At 72.2% G+C, this 19699-nt stretch carries 19 protein-coding genes; 8 read left to right on the plus strand and 11 right to left on the minus strand.

Annotated elements, in window-relative coordinates; all coding sequences use genetic code 11:
* Positions 1 to 67 precede the first annotated feature (67 nt).
* The 4 genes from ACZ56U_RS22390 to ACZ56U_RS22405 all read left to right on the plus strand — a co-directional run bounded on the left by ACZ56U_RS22390 (position 68) and on the right by ACZ56U_RS22405 (position 3187).
* Positions 68 to 1024: a zinc ABC transporter substrate-binding protein gene (locus ACZ56U_RS22390; RefSeq protein ID WP_469085754.1), complete on the plus strand. Its 957-nt coding sequence runs from the start codon at positions 68 to 70 to the stop codon at positions 1022 to 1024.
* Complete coding sequence (locus tag ACZ56U_RS22395; protein WP_469085755.1) at positions 1021 to 1809, plus strand: metal ABC transporter ATP-binding protein; 789 nt, start codon at positions 1021 to 1023, stop codon at positions 1807 to 1809. The genes ACZ56U_RS22390 and ACZ56U_RS22395 overlap by 4 nt, the downstream gene beginning before the upstream one ends.
* The gene (locus tag ACZ56U_RS22400) at positions 1809 to 2711 is read left to right on the plus strand and encodes a metal ABC transporter permease (protein WP_469085756.1); all 903 of its coding nucleotides are present in this window, start codon (positions 1809 to 1811) and stop codon (positions 2709 to 2711) included. Before ACZ56U_RS22395 ends, ACZ56U_RS22400 begins: the two co-directional genes overlap by 1 nt.
* Positions 2712 to 2773: 62 nt before the next feature.
* Positions 2774 to 3187: a Fur family transcriptional regulator gene (locus ACZ56U_RS22405; protein ID WP_469085757.1), complete on the plus strand. Its 414-nt coding sequence runs from the start codon at positions 2774 to 2776 to the stop codon at positions 3185 to 3187.
* Between the two features lie 105 nt (positions 3188 to 3292).
* Here the strand turns inward: ACZ56U_RS22405 and ACZ56U_RS22410 are convergent, their stop codons facing one another.
* The 4 genes from ACZ56U_RS22410 to ACZ56U_RS22425 form a co-directional block, all read right to left on the minus strand.
* Entirely contained in the window at positions 3293 to 4144 is an 852-nt protein-coding gene (locus ACZ56U_RS22410; RefSeq protein ID WP_469085758.1) for an isoprenyl transferase, read from the minus strand.
* Positions 4145 to 4167: 23 nt separating this feature from the next.
* Positions 4168 to 4914: a DNA repair protein RecO gene (gene recO, locus ACZ56U_RS22415; RefSeq protein WP_391229165.1), complete on the minus strand. Its 747-nt coding sequence runs from the start codon at positions 4912 to 4914 to the stop codon at positions 4168 to 4170.
* 46 nt (positions 4915 to 4960) lie between these two features.
* Positions 4961 to 5182, minus strand: coding sequence for a hypothetical protein (locus ACZ56U_RS22420; RefSeq protein ID WP_469085759.1), 222 nt, complete (start codon positions 5180 to 5182; stop codon positions 4961 to 4963).
* A 110-nt stretch (positions 5183 to 5292) separates the two neighbouring features.
* The gene (locus tag ACZ56U_RS22425) at positions 5293 to 6129 is read right to left on the minus strand and encodes a hypothetical protein (protein ID WP_469085760.1); all 837 of its coding nucleotides are present in this window, start codon (positions 6127 to 6129) and stop codon (positions 5293 to 5295) included.
* A 139-nt stretch (positions 6130 to 6268) separates the two neighbouring features.
* Between ACZ56U_RS22425 and ACZ56U_RS22430 the strand changes: the two genes are divergently transcribed.
* Entirely contained in the window at positions 6269 to 7741 is a 1473-nt protein-coding gene (locus ACZ56U_RS22430; RefSeq protein ID WP_469085761.1) for an alpha/beta hydrolase, read from the plus strand.
* Here the strand turns inward: ACZ56U_RS22430 and ACZ56U_RS22435 are convergent.
* Positions 7729 to 8877 (minus strand): abortive phage infection protein, encoded by a 1149-nt coding sequence (locus ACZ56U_RS22435; RefSeq protein WP_469085762.1) that lies wholly within the window; start codon positions 8875 to 8877, stop codon positions 7729 to 7731. The two genes, ACZ56U_RS22430 and ACZ56U_RS22435, sit on opposite strands and share 13 nt — an antisense overlap.
* Positions 8878 to 8945: 68 nt before the next feature.
* Here ACZ56U_RS22435 and bla point away from each other — a divergent pair, with 68 nt between their 5' ends.
* Positions 8946 to 9869 carry a class A beta-lactamase gene (bla, locus tag ACZ56U_RS22440; RefSeq protein WP_469085763.1) on the plus strand — a complete coding sequence of 308 codons (924 nt, stop codon included), beginning with the start codon at positions 8946 to 8948 and terminating at the stop codon, positions 9867 to 9869.
* Positions 9870 to 9880: 11 nt separating this feature from the next.
* On the opposite strand, the gene ACZ56U_RS22445 is transcribed toward bla, so the two are convergent.
* Complete coding sequence (locus ACZ56U_RS22445; RefSeq protein WP_469085764.1) at positions 9881 to 10318, minus strand: protein-tyrosine phosphatase family protein; 438 nt, start codon at positions 10316 to 10318, stop codon at positions 9881 to 9883.
* 105 nt (positions 10319 to 10423) lie between these two features.
* On the opposite strand from ACZ56U_RS22445, the gene ACZ56U_RS22450 reads away from it, so the two are divergent.
* Entirely contained in the window at positions 10424 to 11359 is a 936-nt protein-coding gene (locus ACZ56U_RS22450) for a dihydrodipicolinate synthase family protein (RefSeq protein ID WP_469085765.1), read from the plus strand.
* Positions 11360 to 11381: 22 nt separating this feature from the next.
* On the opposite strand, the gene ACZ56U_RS22455 is transcribed toward ACZ56U_RS22450, so the two are convergent.
* From ACZ56U_RS22455 to leuA, 5 genes are all read right to left on the minus strand, one after another.
* Positions 11382 to 12056 (minus strand): response regulator, encoded by a 675-nt coding sequence (locus ACZ56U_RS22455; RefSeq protein WP_469085766.1) that lies wholly within the window; start codon positions 12054 to 12056, stop codon positions 11382 to 11384.
* 49 nt (positions 12057 to 12105) lie between these two features.
* Positions 12106 to 13308 carry a sensor histidine kinase gene (locus ACZ56U_RS22460; protein WP_469085767.1) on the minus strand — a complete coding sequence of 401 codons (1203 nt, stop codon included), beginning with the start codon at positions 13306 to 13308 and terminating at the stop codon, positions 12106 to 12108.
* Between the two features lie 74 nt (positions 13309 to 13382).
* Positions 13383 to 15473, minus strand: a complete 2091-nt coding sequence (locus tag ACZ56U_RS22465) for an MMPL family transporter (protein ID WP_469085768.1) — start codon at positions 15471 to 15473, stop codon at positions 13383 to 13385.
* A gap of 162 nt (positions 15474 to 15635) precedes the next feature.
* The gene (locus ACZ56U_RS22470; RefSeq protein WP_469085769.1) at positions 15636 to 16331 is read right to left on the minus strand and encodes a tellurite resistance TerB family protein; all 696 of its coding nucleotides are present in this window, start codon (positions 16329 to 16331) and stop codon (positions 15636 to 15638) included.
* 240 nt (positions 16332 to 16571) lie between these two features.
* Entirely contained in the window at positions 16572 to 18293 is a 1722-nt protein-coding gene (leuA, locus tag ACZ56U_RS22475; RefSeq protein WP_469085770.1) for a 2-isopropylmalate synthase, read from the minus strand.
* Positions 18294 to 18611: 318 nt separating this feature from the next.
* Here leuA and ACZ56U_RS22480 point away from each other — a divergent pair, with 318 nt between their 5' ends.
* Positions 18612 to 19682 carry a M4 family metallopeptidase gene (locus ACZ56U_RS22480; RefSeq protein ID WP_469085771.1) on the plus strand — a complete coding sequence of 357 codons (1071 nt, stop codon included), beginning with the start codon at positions 18612 to 18614 and terminating at the stop codon, positions 19680 to 19682.
* The last annotated feature ends 17 nt before the right edge of the window (positions 19683 to 19699 follow it).

Consider the following 19699-nt stretch of genomic DNA (forward strand, 5'->3'; position numbering starts at 1 on the left):
GTATCAAATCGGTTCCCCACCCCCGCTTTGTTGACAACGGTTTCCATATTTGTTGAAAATGAGTGTCATGAACGTACGACGACACCACATATCCGGGATCGCGGTCGCGGCGGCCACCGCTCTCGGCCTCGGAACCCTGTCCGCCTGCTCCGGCGACGGCACCGCGGCCGGCAACACGGAGAAGTTCGACGTCGTCACGTCCTTCTACCCGATGCAGTACCTCGCCGAGCAGATCGGCGGGGACCACGTGAACGTCACCACCCTCACCGAGCCCGGTCAGGAGCCGCACGACCTGGAGCTCAGCACCAAGCAGACCGCCGAGCTGGGCGAGGCGGACGCGGTGCTCTACCTGAAGTCGCTCCAGCCGGCCGTCGACAAGGCCGTCTCCCAGTCCGAGGTCGAGACCAAGATCGACGCCGCCTCGCTGACCACGCTGGAGGACCACGGCGACGTGGAGCACGAGCACGGCGGCGAGGAGGAGCACTCCGAGGAGGAGGAGCACGCCCTCGACCCGCACCTCTGGCTCGACCCGGTGAAGTACCGCGAGGTCGCCGAGGGTGTCGCCCGAGCCTTCGAGAAGGCCGACCCGGACCACGCGGCCGACTACAAGAAGAACGCCGCCGCCCTGACGGCGAAGCTCGACGCCCTCGACACCGCGTACGAGAACGGGCTGAAGAACACCAGGACCAAGGTCTTCTTCACCAACCACGCCGCCTTCGGCTACCTCGCCGAGCGCTACGGCCTCACCCAGGAGGCCATCTCCGGCCTCGACCCGGAGAGCGAGCCGAGCCCCGCCCGGATCAAGGAGCTCCAGACCGAGGCCAAGGCCGACGGAGTGACCACCGTGTTCTACGAGACACTGGTGTCGGACAAGACCGCGAAGACCCTCGCCTCGGACGCGGGACTCAAGACGGACGTCCTCGACCCGCTCGAGGGCATCACCGACAAGTCCGAGGGCGAGGACTACATCCAGGTCATGGAATCCAACCTCGCGGCGCTCAAGACAGCTCTCGGCGCCACATGACCGTTACGGAGGCCTCAGTGAGCGAGCCCGTCATATCGATGCGCGGGGTCCGCGCCGACCTGGGCTCGCGCCCCGTGCTCCGCGGCATCGACCTCACCGTGCACCGCGGTGAGGTCGTCGCGCTGCTCGGCGCCAACGGCTCGGGCAAGTCGACGGCCGTGCGCAGCGTCATCGGCCAGGTGCCGGTCGCGGCCGGCGAGATCGAGCTGTTCGGCACCCCCCGCCGCCGCTTCCGTGACTGGGCGCGCGTCGGGTACGTCCCGCAGCGCACCACGGCCGCGGGCGGCGTGCCCGCCACGGTGACCGAGGTGGTCTCATCGGGCCGCCTGTCCCGGGCCCGTTTCGGCGTGCTGCGCCAGGCCGACCGCGCGGCCGTGCGGCACGCCCTGGAACTGGTCGGTCTGGCGGACCGCGCCAAGGACTCCGTGGACGCCCTCTCCGGCGGCCAGCACCAGCGTGTGCTGATCGCCCGGGCGCTGGCCTGTGACCCCGAACTGCTGATCATGGACGAGCCGATGGCGGGCGTCGACCTGGCCAGCCAGGAGGTGCTGGCACGCACACTGCGCGAGCAGGTGGCGCAGGGCGCGACCGTCCTCCTCGTCCTCCATGAACTGGGTCCGCTGGAGCCGCTGATCGACCGCGCGGTCGTCCTGCGCGACGGCTGCGTCCTGCACGACGGCCCGCCCCCGAAGGCGGTCGGCCAGCACGCGCTGCCCGGCCACGACCACGTCCACCCGCACGCGGCTCACGACGCCGAACCGATCCGGACGGGACTGCTGAGCTGATGGAATTCCTGAACTACGCCTTCATGCAGCGGGCCCTGCTCGCCGCCGTCCTGGTCGGCATCACGGCCCCCGCGATCGGCATCTACCTGGTCCAGCGCCGCCAGGCCCTGATGGGCGACGGCATCGGCCATGTCGCGATGACCGGCGTCGGCCTCGGCTTCCTGCTGTCCTGGTCCCCGGTGTGGATGGCGACCGTCGTCTCCGTGCTCGGCGCCGTCCTCATGGAGCTGATCCGCTGGTTCGGCCGCACCCGCGGCGACATCGCCCTCGCCATGCTCTTCTACGGCGGTATGGCCGGCGGCGTGATGTTCATCAACCTCGCGCCCACCGGCTCCAACGCGAACCTCACCTCGTACCTCTTCGGGTCGCTGTCCACGGTCTCCGAGGACGACGTGACCGCGATCTGCGTGCTGGCCGCGTTCGTGGTGTTGGTCACGCTGGGACTGCGGCGGCAGCTCTTCGCGGTCAGCCAGGACGAGGAGTTCGCGCGCGTGACGGGGCTGCCGGTGCGCGCCCTGAACCTGCTGACCGCGATCACGGCGGCCATCACGGTCACGGTCGCCATGCGGGTCGTGGGCCTGCTGCTGGTGTCGGCGCTGATGGTGGTGCCGGTGGCGGCGGCGCAGCAGCTCAGCCGGAGTTTCGCGGCCACCTTCGCGATCGCGGTGGCGATCGGGGTGGCGGTGACCATCGGCGGCACCGTGACCTCGTACTACCAGGACGTACCGCCCGGCGCGACGATCGTGCTGCTGACCATCGGCGCGTTCATCGTGCTGACCGTGCTGGCGACCCCGCTGGCCCGGCGCCGGGCCCGTCAGGCGGCGGCCGCGCAGCCCGGCGGCGACCCGGCGGAATGCACGATTCCGGCCAGCCGGGAGGCGACCGGGAAGATCGGCGTCTGACTCGGCACGGAACGGGCTGGCACAATGGCCCGGCAGCCGCAGACGTCAGGTAGGAGGCAACGGTGACGACCGCTGGACCGCCCGTGAAGGGCCGCGCGACCCGGCAGCGGGCCGCCGTGGCGGCGGCGCTCGACGAGGTCGACGAGTTCCGCAGTGCGCAGGATCTCCACGACATGCTCAAGCACAAGGGCGACTCGGTGGGCCTGACCACGGTCTACCGCACCCTGCAGTCCCTCGCCGACGCCGGCGAGGTCGACGTCCTGCGCACCTCCGACGGCGAGTCCGTCTACCGCCGCTGCTCCACCGGCGACCACCATCACCACCTGGTGTGCCGCGTCTGCGGCAAGGCCGTCGAGGTCGAGGGCCCCGCGGTGGAGAAGTGGGCCGAGGCCATCGCGGCCGAGCACGGCTACGTCAACGTGGCCCACACGGTGGAGATCTTCGGCACCTGCGCGGACTGCGTGCAGGCCTCCTAGGCGGCTCCCCCGACCCCGCGGGGTCACGCGTCTCCCGTACGGGCCGTCGCGACGAGCGGGAGACCGGGAGGCGGTCCCCCGCGGCGTCGACGGCCCGGGGGGCGGCTAGGAGGTGGCCCGCTCGTCGGGCGTCCTGCCCTGCATGGCCAGGAGTTCCTCGTTCGGGATCGCGCCGCCGAAGCGGCGGTCCCGGGAGGCGAACTCCAGACACGCCCGCCACAGGTCGCGGCGGTCGAAGTCCGGCCACAGGACGTCCTGGAAGACCATCTCGGCGTACGCGCTCTGCCACAGCAGGTAGTTGGAGGTGCGCTGCTCGCCGCTGGGCCGCAGGAACAGGTCCACGTCCGGCATGTCCGGGTAGTACAGATACTTCGCGAAGGTCTTCTCGGTCACCTTCGACGGGTCCAGACGGCCGGCCCGGACATCCTCCGCGAGGGCCTGCGCGGCGTCGGCGATCTCGGCGCGGCCGCCGTAGTTCATGCAGAAGTACAGCGTGAGCCGGTCGTTGTCCTTGGTCTGCTCCTGGGCGATCTGGAGCTCCTTGGCGACCGACTTCCACAGCTTGGGCATCCGGCCCACCCAGCGCACCCGGATGCCGAGCGCGTCGAGGGTGTCGCGGGTCTTGCGGATGAAGTCGCGGTTGAAGTTCATCAGGAAGCGGACCTCGTCGGGCGAGCGCTTCCAGTTCTCGGTGGAGAAGGCGTACAGCGAGATGGCGCCCACGCCGATCTCGACCGCGCCCTGGAGCACGTCCAGGACGCGCTCGGCACCGACCTTGTGGCCCTCGGTGCGCGGCAGCCCCCGCTCCTTGGCCCAGCGGCCGTTGCCGTCCATGACGATCGCCACATGGTTCGGGACGAGTTCGCCGGGGAGCTTCGGCGCGCGGGCACCGGACGGGTGCGGTTCCGGCGACTTGTACTCGCGGCGCTGGCGCCCCAACAGCCGGCCTACGACCATGTGCTTCTCGATTCCTCTTCGTCTTACTTCTCTACGTAACGCAGCGAGCGGAGTCCGCGTTCCAGATGCCAGTGCAGATAGGCGGAGACCAGCCCGCTGCCCTCCCGGACATGCCGCGGCTCGCTCGCGTCCGCGGTCTCCCAGTCTCCCGTAAGGAGCGCGGCGAGGAGTTCCAGGGTCTGCGGTGAGGGTACGACGCTCCCCGGCACCCGGCAGTCCACGCAGACGGAACCGCCCGCACCGACCGAGAAGAACCGGTTCGGCCCGGGCATTCCGCACCGGGCGCAGTCGCTGAAGGTGGGGGCGTACCCGTTGACGGCGAGGGAGCGCAGCAGGAAGGCGTCGAGCACGAGGTGCGGGGCGTGCTCGCCGCGGGAGAGCGTCCGCAGGGCGCCGACGAGCAGCAGGTACTGCTGGACGGCGGGCTCGCCCTCGTGGTCGGTGAAGCGCTCGGCGGTCTCCAGCATGGCCGTCCCGGCGGTGTAGCGCGCGTAGTCGCTGACGATCCCGCCGCCGTACGGTGCGATGGTCTCGCTCTGGGTGCACAGCGGCAGCCCGCGCCCCACCAGCTCGCTGCCGCGCGCGAAGAACTGCACGTCGACATGGGAGAAGGGTTCGAGCCGCGCCCCGAACTTCGACTTGGTCCTGCGCACCCCCCGCGCCACCGCCCGCACCCGCCCGTGACCGCGCGTGAGCAGCGTGATGATCCGGTCGGCTTCACCGAGCTTCTGGGTACGCAGCACGATGCCGTCGTCACGGAACAGGCTCATGGGTCCATTCTCGCGTACGCGCGGAGCGCGGCGGGGCCGGTCCGCTTCAAGGGACCTCGCCTCGGCCGCGTGCCTCCGTCGGCGCGTTCCCGGCGTCGAGCCGCTCCGCGGGGGTGGCGCGGCGGATCCCGGCGGGGTCCGCGTCCCACTCCTTGCCGCCGCCGTAGGGTCTGAGCTGTACGTACGGCCCCTCGTGCCCCATGACGATGCCGACCCTTCCGCTGCGGGTGTCCACCACGTGGCTTCCGACGGGGGGTGGGGGTTTCATGTCCGCTCCTCTTTCGTCGCCGTCAGCTGGCTCCCCGACCCTGTCGAGTTTCACGCTTTTCACCTGCGGCGTGAGGGACTGCTCCTACACTCGGCAGGAGTCTGTCCGTTTCACAGCGCGGTGATCAGGGTGTCGACGCGCAGCCACAGATCGGCGGAGAAGGCGCCCGTGACGCGCACGGAGACGAGGTCGGGCTCACCGTCGTCGTCCTCCGCGAAGGGCCGGCACAGGGCGAGGTGCACCCGGACCGCGTGCAGGCCGCCCTCCAGCGGATAGTCGTACCAGCCGGTGACGTCCTCCTCGTCGTCGGTGTCCTCGATGCCGAGCGCGACGGTGTCCCAGTCGGTGTCGTCGAACTCGTACATGAGGTAGCCGGAGAGCACCTCCAGGAAGGTGCGCAGGTGCGCGCTGCGGACGGCGCCGCCGAGTTCGCGCCCGGCGTGGACGGGGCAGGGTGTCAGGCCCCCGCTGACGGCGTGCCGGTCACCGGTGGTCACGTGCAGGCCCGCCCAGAGGTCCAGCCCCCACAGGGCACCGCGCGGGTCGTACGCGCCCCGGGGCAGCCGGGGGACGCGCTTGCGCCCGGTCGGGTCCAGCTCGTACGGCACCTCGAAGGCGTCGCTCCAGCGGTCGAGTTCGGCCGTCCAGCGGCCCTCGGCCTCCGCCGCGCCGAGCCCGAGATAGTGCCCGATCTCCGCCCAGGAGGCCCCCCGCTCCCGCTCGTAGACGACGGCCCGCGCCAGCAGCCGCTCGGCGGCATCCCCGACGCTCACCGCCTCGCTGACCCGGCCGCCCGGGCCGGTGTCCACGTCGTTGCGGGTCGCCACCAGGGCCTGGGCGCGGGAGGCGGTGTGCACGGCCTGCGCGCACAGGGCGAGGCGCGCCAGGGCCTCACGCGAGTAGGCGGCGCGGTCGTCGTCGTAGGGGGTGGTACGGGGCAGGGTCACGGGGGCACGATTCCACGGCGTCCCTTGCCGGTCGCCCTGATTTTCCGCGCCGCGCCGCCCGGCCGGGGGGTAATCCCCCGTGGCGACAGGGCAGTTGGCCGGATGGGGCGGTCGCCGAAGATCCGCGAGGCTCGTGGTCATGAAGCAGACCGCACGCACCGCCGCCCTCGTCGCCGTCACCGCCGTCACGCTCGGCGTCGTCACCCCGCTCACCGCGAGCGCCGCCTCCCCCGCCCTGGAGTGGACGCGGTGCGCGGGTTCGGCCGTCGACGCGCGTCAGCGGTGCGCCACCCTCGAAGTCCCCATGGACTACGCCGATCCGGGCGGCCGGAAGATCTCCGTCGCCGTGTCCCGGATCCCGAGCGAGAACCCGGACGCCCGGCGCGGGGCGCTGTTCCTGATCCCCGGGGGGCCGGGCGGGTCGAGTCTCAACGACCCCTCGGGCAAGGGGCAGCGGCTGCCGCAGGAGGTACGCGACGCCTACGACCTGATCGGGTTCGCGCCGCGCGGGCTCGCGCCCTCCACCGCCGTCACCTGCGGGCTCGACCACGCCGACCTCGCCCTGTCCAAGCTGCGGCCCTGGCCCGCCGCCGACGGGTCCGTCGACGACAACCTGGTCACCGCCCGGCGGATGGCAAACGCCTGCGCGGCCAACGGCGGCGAGCTGCTCCGGCACCTGAGCACCCGCAACGAGGCCCGGGACCTCGACCGGCTGCGGGCGGCGCTCGGCGAGCGGAAGATCTCCGCGTGGGGGGTGTCGTACGGGACGTACGTGGGCGCCGTCTACGCCGAGCTGTTCCCGCGCCGCACCGACCGTCTCGTGCTGGACAGCAACGACGACCCCGACCCCGCGAAGGTGTCCCGAGCCTGGCTCGCCGGGCACGAGCGGGGCGTCGAGGACACCTTCCCGGAGTTCGCCGAGTGGGCGGCGCGGCCCGACAACCCGTACCGGCTCGCCGGGAGCGCCGCCGAGGTGCGGCCGCTGTTCCTGAGGCTGGCCGCGCGGCTGGACCGGGAGCCGATGCCGTGGCCCGGGGCCAACCCGGAGGAGCTCAACGGCAACGTGCTGCGCCAGACCATGCTGGACAGCCTCTACGACCCCGACGACTTCCCCGTCCTGGCGAAGCTGATGCTGGCCGCCGAGAGCGGCACCCTGCCGCCCGCGCCCGCCTCGCCGCCCGACGCGGTCCTGCAGAACGTGGCCGCGGTCGGCGCCGGCACCCTGTGCAACGACGTCGCCTGGCCGCGCGCCGCGGCGGTGTACCGCAAGGGTGTCGCCGAGAGCCGGGCCAGGTACCCGCTCACCGCCGGGATGCCGCGCAACGCGATGGTCTGCGCCGCGTGGCCGTACGCGCCCGAGGAGCCGCCGGTCCGCGTCACCGGCCGAGGGCCGTCGAACATCCTGCTCGTGCAGAACGAACGGGACGTCGCCACCCCCGTGAGCGGCGCCCTGAAGCTCCGCGAGGCCCTCGGCCGGCGTGCCGTCATGGTCACCGTGGACTCCACGGGCCACGACGCCTATCTGGACAACGGCAACGCGTGCGGGGACGGGCTCGTGTCGCGGTTCCTGGCCACGGGTGAGCGTCCCGCCGGCGACACCTACTGCCGCTGACCGGCCCGGCGGTAGGCGCGGGCGACCGCGTGGAACGCCACCTTCGGCTCCCGGTGCCAGCGGGTGTCCGGGTCGCCGGGGCGGTCCTGGATCGCCTTGGTGATGCCGTAGCTCGCCATGTCGAGGTCGTGGCGGGGGTCGCCGGGGCGGTGCGGGGCGTCGGCGGTGAGGAACTCGAACACCATCGCGGCGTACAGGTTCATCGACTCGAAGACGTCCAACAGGTCGGTGAGGTAGGTGGCCTGGGTGCGCTCGCTGCGGACCGGGACCGGGTCCTTGATCTCCGGTGGGGTCTTGTCGTGGTCGACGATGTCCCAGCCCATGCCGCCCGCCTCGGGGGCGCCCCGGAAGGTGCAGGTGCCGAACTCGGTGACGGCGACGGGCTTGCCCCAGCGCAGGTGCTGCCGCAACTCCCGTACGTAGTCGGCTCGTCGGGGGAAGTACGAGTAGTAGTCGATGCCCACGACGTCGAAGAGGTTCCAGTCGACGAGGTCGATCTCGGGGGCGGAGGCGTAGCTGAGGCGGCCGTGGAAGACCTTGCGGCCGAGCGCCGCCGCCCGCGCCGTGAAGCGGGCGAGGCGGGCCTGCATGGCCGCCCAGTCGACGGTGCCGTTCTGGAGGTGGGCGATGCGCTCGAAGGCGTTGTCCCCGGGGACGATCCCGGGCACGAACAGCCAGAACTCGCAGCCCACGCTGAACTCGACGCTCGCGCCCTGCCGGCGCAGCCGCTCCGCGAACCGGCCGGTCTCGGCGAGGTGCTCCAGGATGTCCCGCTCCGGGACGTCGCCGAGGGTCGGCTGGAGCCACACGTGCAGTCCGAGCTCGGCGGCCTCGGCGGCGGTGGCGGTGAGCCGCTCGACGCCGTCGCCGGTGACGTCGACGGTGTCGGCGTGCAGGTCGTCGCGGATGGCCCGCAGGTCCGCCCGCATCCGCGCGGCGCTCCACGCGGTGGCCGGCGTCTCCCCCGCGCCGAGGGTGTAGACGACCCCTCGCCGGGTCAGGCCACGGTGTGCTCCGGCCCCCGTGTCCCGGCCCGCCGCCCCCGCGCGCCCCGCCGGCACCACCGCCCCGCCCACCGCGACCGCCGCCGCGCCCGCCAGGAACTGTGCCCGATCGATCCCCTTGGTCTTGTCCATACGGCCACTCTGGCGAGTCGGCGCCCGTACCGCCGTCCGCCGATGGTCTACGGAGCCGCAACCAACGGATGACGTCCGGCGTCGATCTACTGAGAGATCATCCAAGTCACCGGACGAAGGAGAGCGCGATCTTAACCCGACGTACCCTTCTCGCAGCCTCGGCCGCCACGTTGCTCGCGGCCACCCCGGCACACGCCACCCCCGAGGTCACCGACCGCCTGCGCGAGCTGGAGGCCGAACACGGGGCCCGCCTGGGTGTGTTCGCCTGCGACCTCGGCACCGGACGGACCGTCCGGCACCGCGCCGACGAACTGTTCCCGATGTGCTCCCTGTTCAAGACCCTGGCGTCCGCGGCCGTCCTGCGCGATCTGGACCGGGACGGCGAGTTCCTGTCCCGCCGGATCCACTACACGGACGCCGACCTGCCGAAGGAGGGCTCCGACAAGACCCGCGAACACCTGGCCGACGGCATGACGGTCGCCGAACTCGCCGAGGTCGCCATCACCTTCAGCGACAACGGCGCCGGCAACCTGCTGCTGCGCGAACTCGGCGGCCCCGCCGCCATCACCCGCTTCGCCCGCTCCCTCGGCGACCGGGTGACCCGCCTGGACCGCTGGGAGACGGAGCTCAACTCGGCGGAGCCGTGGCGGATCACGGACACCACGAGCCCGCGCGCGATCGGCCGGACGTACGGCCGGCTGGTCCTCGGCGACGCCCTGAACCGCCCCGACCGCCGGCTCCTCACCCACTGGCTGCTCAACAACACCACCAGCGGCACCCGGTTGCGTGCCGGACTGCCCAAGTCCTGGACGGTCGCCGACAAGACGGGAGGCGGCTCCTACGGCACCAACAACAACACGGGCATCGCCTGGAAGCCGGACGGGACCCCGGTGCTGCTGGCGATCCTGACGACGAAGCCGGAGCAATCGGCCGCCCGCGACGACGTCCTGGTCGCCGACACGGCCAAGTTCCTGGCGGACACGCTCGGTTGACCGGCGCGGGCCTACGCGGTCCCTGAGAACCGGCGCACATAGCGCCGCTGCCACGGCGTCTCCACCGCCCGCCGGTGGTAGTGCGCCCGGACGTACGCGACGGCCTCGTCCGCCGGTACGCCGTCCAGGACCGCCAGACAGGCCAGCGCCGTCCCCGTCCGCCCGCGCCCGCCTCCGCAGGCCACCTCGACGCGCTCACCCGCGGCGCGCTCCCAGGCCTCGGTCAGCGCGGCGCGGGCGGCGGGCCCGTCCGCCGGGAGCCGGAAGTCGGGCCAGCGGACCCAGCGGGACTCCCAGGGCACCTCGGGCGGCCGGGAGCCGAGGAGATAGAGGGCGTACGACGGGGTCGGCGCCTGCGGTCCGAGCGGGTATCGCAGGCCGCGGCCGCGCACCAGCCGGCCGGACGGCAGCCGCATGACTCCCGCCAGGTTCGTGTCCCACTGGTCCATGGGCCCATTCGACCACGCCCCGCCCCCCCATCCGCCGCCGGATTCCCGCCCCCGCGCGCGGCACACTGTCCCGGTGGGCCAGAGCCACGACCACAGGGAGCCTCGATGACGATCCCCGCCCCGCTGACCGGTGTCGTCCCGCCCGTCTGCACGCCCCTGACCCCGTCCCGCGAGGTGGACGTCCCCTCGCTGCTCCGGCTCGTCGACCATCTGGTGCGGGGCGGGGTGGACGGGCTGTTCCTGCTCGGCACCTCGTCGGAGGCGGCGTATCTGACGGACGCGCAGCGCAGGCTCGTCGTGGAGACGGTCACGGGGCATGTCGGCGGTCAACTCCCGGTCCTGGCGGGCGCGATCGACATGACGACCCCGCGGGTCCTGGAGCATGTGGCGGCGGTGACGGCGGCGGGCGCGGACGCGGTGGTGGTGATCTCCCCGTTCTACACGGCCACCCACCCCGCGGAGGTCGCCCGCCACTACCGCCTGGTCGCCGCGGCCGCCCCGGTCCCGGTCCTCGCCTACGACCTCCCCACGGCCGTCCACACCAAGCTCCCCGCGGAGCTGGTGCTCGACCTCGCCGCCGAGGGCGTCCTCGCCGGCCTCAAGGACTCCAGCGGTGACCTGGGCGCGTTCCGCGAGGTGGCCGTCGGGGCCAGGACCCGCGGCGACATCCACGGCTTCAGCGTCCTGACCGGCTCCGAACTCATCGTGGACGCGGCACTCCAGGTCGGTGCGGACGGCGCGGTGCCGGGCCTGGCGAACGTGGACCCGGAGGGTTACGTGCGGCTGGACCGGCTGTGCCGGGTGGGCGACTGGGAACGGGCCCGGGCGGAACAGGAGCGGTTGTGCGCGCTGTTCGGGATGGTGCGGGCGGGGGACGCGGGCAGGATGGGCGGCTCGTCGGCGGCGTTGGGGGCGTTCAAGGCGGCGCTGTACCTGCGGGGCGTCATCGGGTGTCCGGTGACCGCCGAGCCCCAGGTGGCGTTGTCGGAGGCCGAGGTCGAGGCGGTGGGCAAGTTCCTTGCCGCGGCGGGGCTGTTGTAGGAGCCCGGTCGGCACAGCTCACCTACACGCCCCCGGGTGTCACCATCCCCGACTCGTACGCCACGATCACCAGCTGTGCCCGGTCCCGCGCCCCCAACTTGCCCATGATCCGGCTGACATGGGTCTTCGCGGTCAGCGGGCTCAGCCCCAGCACCTCGGCGATCTCGGCGTTGTTCAGGCCCCGCCCGACGAGCGTGAGCACCTCGCGCTCCCGCTCCGAGAGGCTCTCCGGGCCGCCCGAGACGGACATCGCGCCCACCCCCGAGGGGCTGCGCAGGAGTTGGGCGATCAGACGGGCCGTGGGGCCGGGGGAGAGCAGGGCGTCCCCGGCCGCGACCGTGCGGATCGCGTCCAGCATCTCGGCCGGCCTGGTGTCCTTCACCAGGAAGCCGGAGGCCCCCGCCCGCAGCGCCTCGACGATGTTGTCGTCGGTGTCGTACGTCGTGAGGACGAGCACCCGCACCTCGGTGAGGCCCTCGTCCGCGGCGATCAGCCGGGTCGCCTCGATGCCGTCGAGCTCGGGCATGCGGATGTCCATGACCACGAGGTCGGGACGGTACCGGCGGGTGAGTTCCACCGCCTCGCGGCCGGTGGCGGCCTGGCCCACCACCTCCATGTCCCGTGCCGACTCGACGAGCATCGCGAACGCGGCCCGTACGAGGGTCTGGTCGTCGGCGAGCAGTACGCGGATGGTCATCCGGTCCTCTCCAGCGTCGTCGTCCGGCCCTCAGGCCGTACGCGGATGGTCATCCGGCCCTCGCCGGCACCGGCGTCAGCGGCAGGACCGCCGTCACCGCGAAGCCGCCCTCCGGCCGCGGTCCCGCGTCGAGTGTGCCACCGACGCTGCGGGCCCTCTCCCGCATCCCGACGAGCCCGAACCCGGCGCCCTCGGTGCCGGTCCCCCGGCCCCCGCCGTCGTCGGTCACCGACAGCCGCAGGGCGCCCCACTCCTCGGACAGTTCGACGCGGACGGTCGGTGCGGGTCCCGCGTGCCGGACCGCGTTGGTCAGGGCCTCCTGGACGATGCGGTAGGCCGCGGCGCCGACGGCGGGCGGGGCCTTGTCGATCCGTACCGTCCGCTCCACCCTCGCCCCCGCGAGCCGGGCGGTCTCCAGCAGGTCGGACAGGCCGTCGAGACCGGGCAGCGGGCCGCGGGAGTCGGCCTCGACGTCCTGGTCGCGCAGGACCTCCAGGGTCGTCCGCAGTTCGCCGCGTGCCGTGCGGCAGGTGTCGGCGATGTCGTTGAGGGCCTTCGCGATCGTCTCCCGGTCCAGGCGCCCGGGGTCGGCCGACAGGACATGGGCGGCGACGGAGGTCTGCACACCGATGAGGGTGATGGTGTGGGCCAGCAGGTCATGCAGGTCCCTGGCGATCCTCAGGCGTTCCTCCGCCACCCGGCGCCGGGCCTCCTCCTCGCGGGTGCGTTCGGCGCGTTCGGCGCGCTCCACGATGGCGGCGATGTAGTTGCGCTGCACCCGGACCGCCTCGCCGGTGATCGCGCACGCGAGGATCCAGCCGGAGATGCGCAGCAGTTCCACGCCCTCGTGCGGATTGACGGAGAGCAGCATGACCACGCTCAGGCCGAGCAGCGTGGGCACCACGGTCAGGGTCCGGCGGCGGGGCCCGGCCACGGCGAGCGAGTAGATGGCGACCATCGTCACCGGGATCAGCGCGGAGTGGGCGTTCTGGAGCCGGTGGTAGGTGCCCTCCACGACGATGAGCGCGAGCAGCACCCCCATCGGGTGGTGCCGGCGCCAGGCGAGCGTCAGCGCCGACAGGGCGTACAGGGTCCAGCCGAGCACGTCCGGGGTGTGCGCGTTGGCCCCCTGCGCCACGAACGCCAGCGGTACGGACGCCACCGCGACGCCCACCGCGAACAGCCAGTCGCGCCAGGCGGGCCGCTGGACGCGGCGAACGAGACGGTCCCCGGTGGTCACCACGTGCTCCATCCTCGCCGATCCGACCGCGGGCCGGACCCCTCGGGCGCGAGCCCGCAGGTCCGGCCGGCCGTCCCGGGTCCGGTTCAGCGGGTGCCCACCGGTCGGGTGAGCGGCTCGGGCGACCGCGCGGGCTGCGCGGCCGGTCGGCGTGACAGCGCCCCGGGCCACCACACCGTGCGGCCCAGCGCCACGCTCGCGCTGGTGACCAGGTAGGTGCGGACGAGGAAGGTGTCGAGGAGCACCCCGACCGCGATGACGAAGCCCAGCTCCACGAGCTGCGCCATCGGCATGCTGGTGAGCACCGCGAAGGTCGCCGCGAGGACCAGGCCGGCGGAGGCGATGACCCCGCCCGTCGTGCGCAGCGCGGTCAGCGCGGCCTGCGCCGGTTCGGTGCCCTTCAGGGACTCCTCCCGCATGCGGTGCATCAGGAAGATGCCGTAGTCGACGCCCAGGGCCACCAGGAAGACGAAGGACAGCAGGCCGAGCCCGGGGTCGGTGCCGTCGAACCCGAAGAGCGGTCCGAAGACCAGCCCGCCGATGCCGAGTGCCGCGCCCCACACCGCGACCACGGCCGCCACCAGGATCAGCGGCGCCACGACGGACCGCAGCAGGGCGATGAGGATCAGCAGCACGCAGAGCAGGACGAGCGGTACGACGACCAGCCGGTCCCGGGCGTTGGTGTCCTTCAGATCGAGCTGCTCGGCGCTGGGGCCGCCGACGTAGGAGCCGTCGAGGCGGTCGCGCAACGCCTCGATGGTGGCGGTCTCCCCCGCCGACTGGGGTGCGGAGACGGCGGTGACGGAGATCTCGGTCCAGCGGTCGCCGCTGCGGCCGCGGGTCGCGCTGTCGACGCCCGGGGTGGCCCGTGCCTCGGCCAGGACGGTGGCCGCGCGGTCGGTGGGGGCGATGACCGTGAGGGGCTGGGTGCCGCGTTCCGGGTAGGCCTTGGCGAGGGTCCGCATCGCGGCGACCGCCTCGGGCCTGGAGGTGAAGGAGTCCTCCTGCTTGAGGGCGCCGGGCAGGTTCAGGGCGCCGAGGGACAGCGCGCCGAGCAGCACCGCGCCGCCGGCGAGCACCGTCAGGGGCCGGCGTCCGGCCGAACCGCCCATCGCCGCGAACAGGGAGCGGCGGACCGTGGGGGTGGTGCCGTAGCGCGGGACGAGGGGCCAGAAGACGCGGCGGCCGAGCAGGACGAGGACCGCCGGCAGCAGGGTCATCATGGCGGCCAGCGCGCACAGGATGCCGACGGTGCCGAGCGGGCCCATGCCGCGGCTGGAGTTGAGGTCGGCGGCGAGCAGGCAGAACAGGCCCGCGGCGACCGTCCCGGAGGAGGCCAGCACCGCCGGTCCGCAGCCCTTCAGCGCGGCCGCCATCGCGTCGTGGGGCCGCTCGACGCGCCGCAGCTCCTCGCGGTAGCGGGAGACGAGCAGCAGGGCGTAGTCGGTGCCGGCGCCGAACACGAGGATCGTCATGATGCCGGAGCTCTGGCCGGAGACCGAGGTCCCGAAGGCCTGGTGGAGTCCGTAGGCGACGCCCATCGACAGGTAGTCGGCCATGCCGGCGACGGCGAGCGGCACCAGCCACAGGAACGGGCTGCGGTAGATCAGGATCAGCAGCAGGGCCACGACCGCGGCGGTGGTGTAGAGCAGGGGCCCGTCGAGGGAGTTGTAGACCTCACTGGCGTCGGTCGCGAGGGCGCCCTCGCCGCCCACCTCGACGCTCAGCCCGTCCTCGCCCCGGGCGATGTCCCGTACGTCGCCCACGAGTTGGTCGCGCTTGTTCTCGTCGGTGCCCGGCTCGGTGCTGGCCGCCGGGTACATCAGGGTGGTGCCGTCGGCCGACGGGACGCCCTTGGGCTTCGCGGTCAGCGGGTGCGTGCGCGCGATCTCGGCGATCTGCTCGCCGGCCGTCGCCCGGTCCGCGGCGGTCAGTCCCGCGTCACGGTGGTAGACGACGACCATCTGGGTCGTTTCACCGCCGGGCAACCGGTCCTGGATCCTGGCGACCTGGGTGGAGTCGGCGCTCGCCGGCAGATAGTCCACGGGCCGGTCGCGCTGCACGTCGGCGAGCTTGGACGCGAACGGCGATGTCAGCGCCAGCACGGCGATCCACAGTCCGAGCACGAGCCAGGGCACGGCACGCCGTCGCCCGATGGTTGTTCTGGCGGCCCCCATGAGTCGGGCCTCCTCCCGGTCCGGTGTCTGGTTCGGTTCCAGACTCCCGGTGGGCGGGGGCCGACGCGTCGGGCGGCAGGGCGAGTTGGGGGCTACTCCGCGGGGCGTCCCCGGGCTGCCGTTGCTCCCCGGGGAGTAGGTCCTGCTGCGAACGTGGCGGCCCTACGACGGTGTGCGTGCCGCCGCGAGCAGCCGGGTCACGTCGTCCGCGCCGATGGTGAGCGCGGCGCCGACCGTGGCGAGGGCGTCCCGCTCGGCGGGGGTGTACGGGCCGTCGGCCAGGGCGATCCGGGCTCCCTGGAGCAGGATCGACTCACGGCCGGCCGGGGCGAGGTGGGGGGCCAGCGGGTCCAGCGCCTCGTGGAGCTCGATGGCGAGGCCGGGTCCGCAGGGCTCGCCGAAGACCCGTCCGGTGTCGGCGGCCAGCGCCTCGACCAGGGCGCCGAGCTGTTCCCGCGTGCAGTCGTCGAAGCCGGCGGCACGGACCGTGCCCGCGGCCGTCTCCAGTGCCGTACGGGAACAGGTGCCGCCCGCGGCGAGCACCGCGAGGGCGACGGTGTGGACGGCGTCGCGGAGCATCGCGGAGAAGCGGGTGGTGGTCGGGTGGTCGAGGACGTCGGTGCCGAAGTGGCGCTTGCACGCCGCGCACTCCACGACCGGTCCGGTCTCGCCGCGCGGCAGCACGGGCATGCCGAGGAGGGTGAAGCGGCGCCTGCCGGTCAGCCGCTGGTAGTTGCGGTCGCCTCCGCAGCCCGGGCAGAAGAACTCCCCGTCGCCCGTCGGCGTCCACGCGGTACGGCAGCCCAGAATGCGCGCAGCACTGGCGGCACGGCCGTTTCGTCCCCGTCCTGGCAGCACGTCGCACCTCCGCGTGACCGCACGGCAACATCGCCGTGCTGGCGTGATGTTAGCCACATCCGGGTGCCCTAGTCAGCACCTTGGACGAGACCTTTCCGTGACCTGCACAGCTCGTTGGCCGAAACCAGAGGTGCCCCACTCACCGAGAAACGGCGAGCGGGGCACTCCTCAGGGGCGCGGGGAACTGCGCGACCAGCCTCGACGACGCCACGGCCGGCACACCACCCCGCGCGGCACCTCCTAGCGCGCGGCCCTGTTCACGGCGGAGACGACCGCCTTCAGCGACGCACGTGTCGTGTTCGCATCGATCCCGATCCCCCACAGAACCTTGCCGTCGATCGCGCATTCGATGTAGGACGCGGCCTGCGCGGACGCGCCCTCGCTCATCGTGTGCTCCTGGTAGTCCAGCAGCCGTACGTCGATCCCGATGGACTGGAGCGCGTCGAAGAAGGCCGAGATCGGACCGTTGCCGGAGCCGGTCAGGACCGTGTCCTGACCATCCACGGTGGCCTCCACCTTCAGCGTGTCCACGCCGTCGGTGTCGGTCGTCGACTGGTTGTTCTTGACCTGGACGCGGCCCCACGGGTTCTCGGGGTTCGGCAGGTACTCGTCCTGGAACACCGCCCAGATGTCGGAGCCCTTGACCTCGCCGCCCTCGGCGTCCGTCTTGGCCTGGATGAGCTTGGAGAACTCGATCTGCATCCGGCGCGGCAGGTCCAGCTTGTGGTCGTTCTTCAGGACGTACGCGATACCGCCCTTGCCGGACTGCGAGTTGACCCGGATGACCGCCTCGTAGGAGCGGCCGACGTCCTTGGGGTCGATCGGCAGGTACGGCACGGCCCACTCGATGTCGTCGACGGTGACGCCCTTGGCGGCCGCGTCGGCCTCCATGGCGTCGAAGCCCTTCTTGATGGCGTCCTGGTGGGAGCCGGAGAAGGACGTGTAGACCAGGTCGCCCACGTACGGGTGGCGCGGGTGGACCTCCATCTGGTTGCAGTACTCCCACGTGCGACGGATCTCGTCGATGTCGGAGAAGTCGATCTGCGGGTCGACGCCCTGGGAGAACAGGTTCATGCCCAGGGTGACCAGGTCGACGTTGCCGGTGCGCTCGCCCTGTCCGAACAGGCAGCCCTCGACGCGGTCGGCGCCGGCCATCAGCGCCAGCTCGGCGGCGGCGACGGCGGTGCCGCGGTCGTTGTGCGGGTGGACCGAGACGCACACGTACTCGCGGCGGGAGAGGTTGCGGCTCATCCACTCGAAACGGTCCGCGTGCGTGGAGGGGGTCGAACGCTCCACGGTGGCGGGCAGGTTGAGGATGATCTCGCGGCCCGGACCCGGCTGGTAGACGTCCATCACCGCCTCGCAGACCTCCAGCGCGAAGTCCAGCTCGGTGTCGGTGAAGATCTCGGGGCTGTACTGGTAGCCGAACTCGGTCTCCGGGCCCAGCAGCTTCTCCGCGTACTCCATCACCAGACGCGTGCCGTCGACGGCGATCTGCTTGATGTCGTCCCTGGAGCCGCGGAAGACCACGCGGCGGAAGACGGGGGCGGTGGCGTTGTACAGGTGCACGGTGGCCCGCTTGGCGCCCTTCAGGGACTCCACCGTGCGCTCGATCAGGTCCTCGCGGGCCTGGGTCAGTACGGAGATCGTCACGTCGTCCGGGATCGCGCCCGGCTCCTCGATGATCGAGCGTACGAAATCGAAGTCCGTCTGGCCCGACGCCGGGAAGCCGACCTCGATCTCCTTGTAGCCCATCTTGACCAGCTGGTCGAACATCCGGCGCTTGCGCTCGGGCGACATCGGGTCGATCAGGGCCTGGTTGCCGTCACGCAGGTCGGTGGAGAGCCAGCGGGGGGCGACGGTGATCCGCTGGTTGGGCCAGGTGCGGTCCGGGATGTCGACCTGCTCGTACTGGCCGTACTTGTGGATCGGCATGGAACTGGGCTGCTGGCGGTTCGCCATGATGCGGGGGCTCCTCAGGGTGTCCGGAAGGACGGCCGACACGCAACGCGAAGCTCCGCGGGGAGGGAGTCGACCTGGACTACAGGCCCTCGCCGCGGCAGCTAAGAAGAAGCAGCCCGAAACGCATGATGCGAAGCATGCTAGCCGAGCCGGTTCGGACGCGGGGCGCCGTATCAGTATGCGGGACCCGAGTCGCAAAGTGGACAAAAAGTGCGCCATACCACTTCGTCACGGAGCGTGCCGTTCCCTGTCCGTATATTTCACCAATCATGGTTGCGGGTAGTGACACGGACATAACGCAGTGCAATGGTGCCGGGCATGACGACCCACGGGGGCTCAGAGCCCGTCTTCTGCACCGTCGTACCACCGCACGTCCTCGACAAGCTCGCCCGGTCCGAGGACCCCGCGCTCGCCGACCCCGCGCGCAGGACCCTGCAGCGCGACGCCTACGAGCGCACCCACCGCCGGCTGACCACGGTCGTCGGCGCGCCCTCCATCGCCGCGCCCGCCGACGCCGAGCCCGGCCGGCCGCACCGCACGATCCACGACGCCGGCCACCGCACCGACCTGCCCGGCAGGAAGGTCCGCGGCGAGGGCGAGGAGCCCGGCACGGACGCCACGGTCAACCGCGCCTACGCGGGCCTCGGGGCCACCTTCGAGCTGTTCCTGAGCGCCTACGCACGCGACTCCATCGACGGCTGCGGGCTCCCGCTGGACGCCACCGTCCACTACGACGAGAACTACAACAACGCCTTCTGGAACGGCGAACAGATGGTGTTCGGCGACGGGGACGGCGAGATCTTCCTCGACTTCACCCTCCCGATCGACGTCATCGGCCACGAACTCACCCACGGCGTCACGCAGTACACGGCCAACCTCACCTACTTCGGCCAGCCCGGCGCGCTCAACGAGTCGATGTCCGACGTCTTCGGCTCCCTCATCAAGCAGCACACCCTCGGCCAGACCGCCGACGAGGCCGACTGGCTGATCGGCGCCGGGCTCCTCGCCCCGCGCGTCACCGGCTCGGCGCTGCGCTCGATGAAGGCCCCGGGCACGGCGTACGACGACGATGTCCTCGGCAAGGACCCGCAGCCCGCGACCATGGACGACTTCGTCCGCACCGGCCGCGACAACGGCGGCGTCCACATCAACTCCGGTATCCCCAACCACGCGTTCTACCTCGCGGCCACCACCCTCGGCGGCCACGCCTGGGAGCGGGCCGGACAGATCTGGTACGACGTCCTGACCGGCGGCCGGCTCAAGAAGGACGCGCTGTTCACCGACTTCGCGGCGCTGACGGTGGCCGCGGCCAAGGCCCGCTACCAGGACGGCGAGGAGCTTCAGGCCGTCCTGAAGGCGTGGGAGCGGGTCGGGGTGCGCGCGGCGTAGTTCCGTACTAGACACGG

Source organism: Streptomyces sp. NPDC034103 (assembly GCF_055575395.1).

What these genes read in the sequence shown, in the direction of transcription:
- ACZ56U_RS22390 (WP_469085754.1), top strand. Translation starts at nt 68, where the DNA reads ATGAACGTACGACGACACCACATATCCGGGATCGCGGTCGCGGCGGCC.
- ACZ56U_RS22395 (WP_469085755.1), top strand. Translation starts at nt 1,021, where the DNA reads ATGACCGTTACGGAGGCCTCAGTGAGCGAGCCCGTCATATCGATGCGC.
- ACZ56U_RS22400 (WP_469085756.1), top strand. Translation starts at nt 1,809, where the DNA reads ATGGAATTCCTGAACTACGCCTTCATGCAGCGGGCCCTGCTCGCCGCC.
- ACZ56U_RS22410 (WP_469085758.1), bottom strand. Translation starts at nt 4,144, where the DNA reads ATGGTCGTAGGCCGGCTGTTGGGGCGCCAGCGCCGCGAGTACAAGTCG.
- recO (WP_391229165.1), bottom strand. Translation starts at nt 4,914, where the DNA reads ATGAGCCTGTTCCGTGACGACGGCATCGTGCTGCGTACCCAGAAGCTC.
- ACZ56U_RS22420 (WP_469085759.1), bottom strand. Translation starts at nt 5,182, where the DNA reads ATGAAACCCCCACCCCCCGTCGGAAGCCACGTGGTGGACACCCGCAGC.
- ACZ56U_RS22430 (WP_469085761.1), top strand. Translation starts at nt 6,269, where the DNA reads ATGAAGCAGACCGCACGCACCGCCGCCCTCGTCGCCGTCACCGCCGTC.
- ACZ56U_RS22435 (WP_469085762.1), bottom strand. Translation starts at nt 8,877, where the DNA reads ATGGACAAGACCAAGGGGATCGATCGGGCACAGTTCCTGGCGGGCGCG.
- bla (WP_469085763.1), top strand. Translation starts at nt 8,946, where the DNA reads ATGACGTCCGGCGTCGATCTACTGAGAGATCATCCAAGTCACCGGACG.
- ACZ56U_RS22445 (WP_469085764.1), bottom strand. Translation starts at nt 10,318, where the DNA reads ATGGACCAGTGGGACACGAACCTGGCGGGAGTCATGCGGCTGCCGTCC.
- ACZ56U_RS22450 (WP_469085765.1), top strand. Translation starts at nt 10,424, where the DNA reads ATGACGATCCCCGCCCCGCTGACCGGTGTCGTCCCGCCCGTCTGCACG.
- ACZ56U_RS22455 (WP_469085766.1), bottom strand. Translation starts at nt 12,056, where the DNA reads ATGACCATCCGCGTACTGCTCGCCGACGACCAGACCCTCGTACGGGCC.
- ACZ56U_RS22460 (WP_469085767.1), bottom strand. Translation starts at nt 13,308, where the DNA reads ATGGAGCACGTGGTGACCACCGGGGACCGTCTCGTTCGCCGCGTCCAG.
- ACZ56U_RS22465 (WP_469085768.1), bottom strand. Translation starts at nt 15,473, where the DNA reads ATGGGGGCCGCCAGAACAACCATCGGGCGACGGCGTGCCGTGCCCTGG.
- leuA (WP_469085770.1), bottom strand. Translation starts at nt 18,293, where the DNA reads ATGGCGAACCGCCAGCAGCCCAGTTCCATGCCGATCCACAAGTACGGC.
- ACZ56U_RS22480 (WP_469085771.1), top strand. Translation starts at nt 18,612, where the DNA reads ATGACGACCCACGGGGGCTCAGAGCCCGTCTTCTGCACCGTCGTACCA.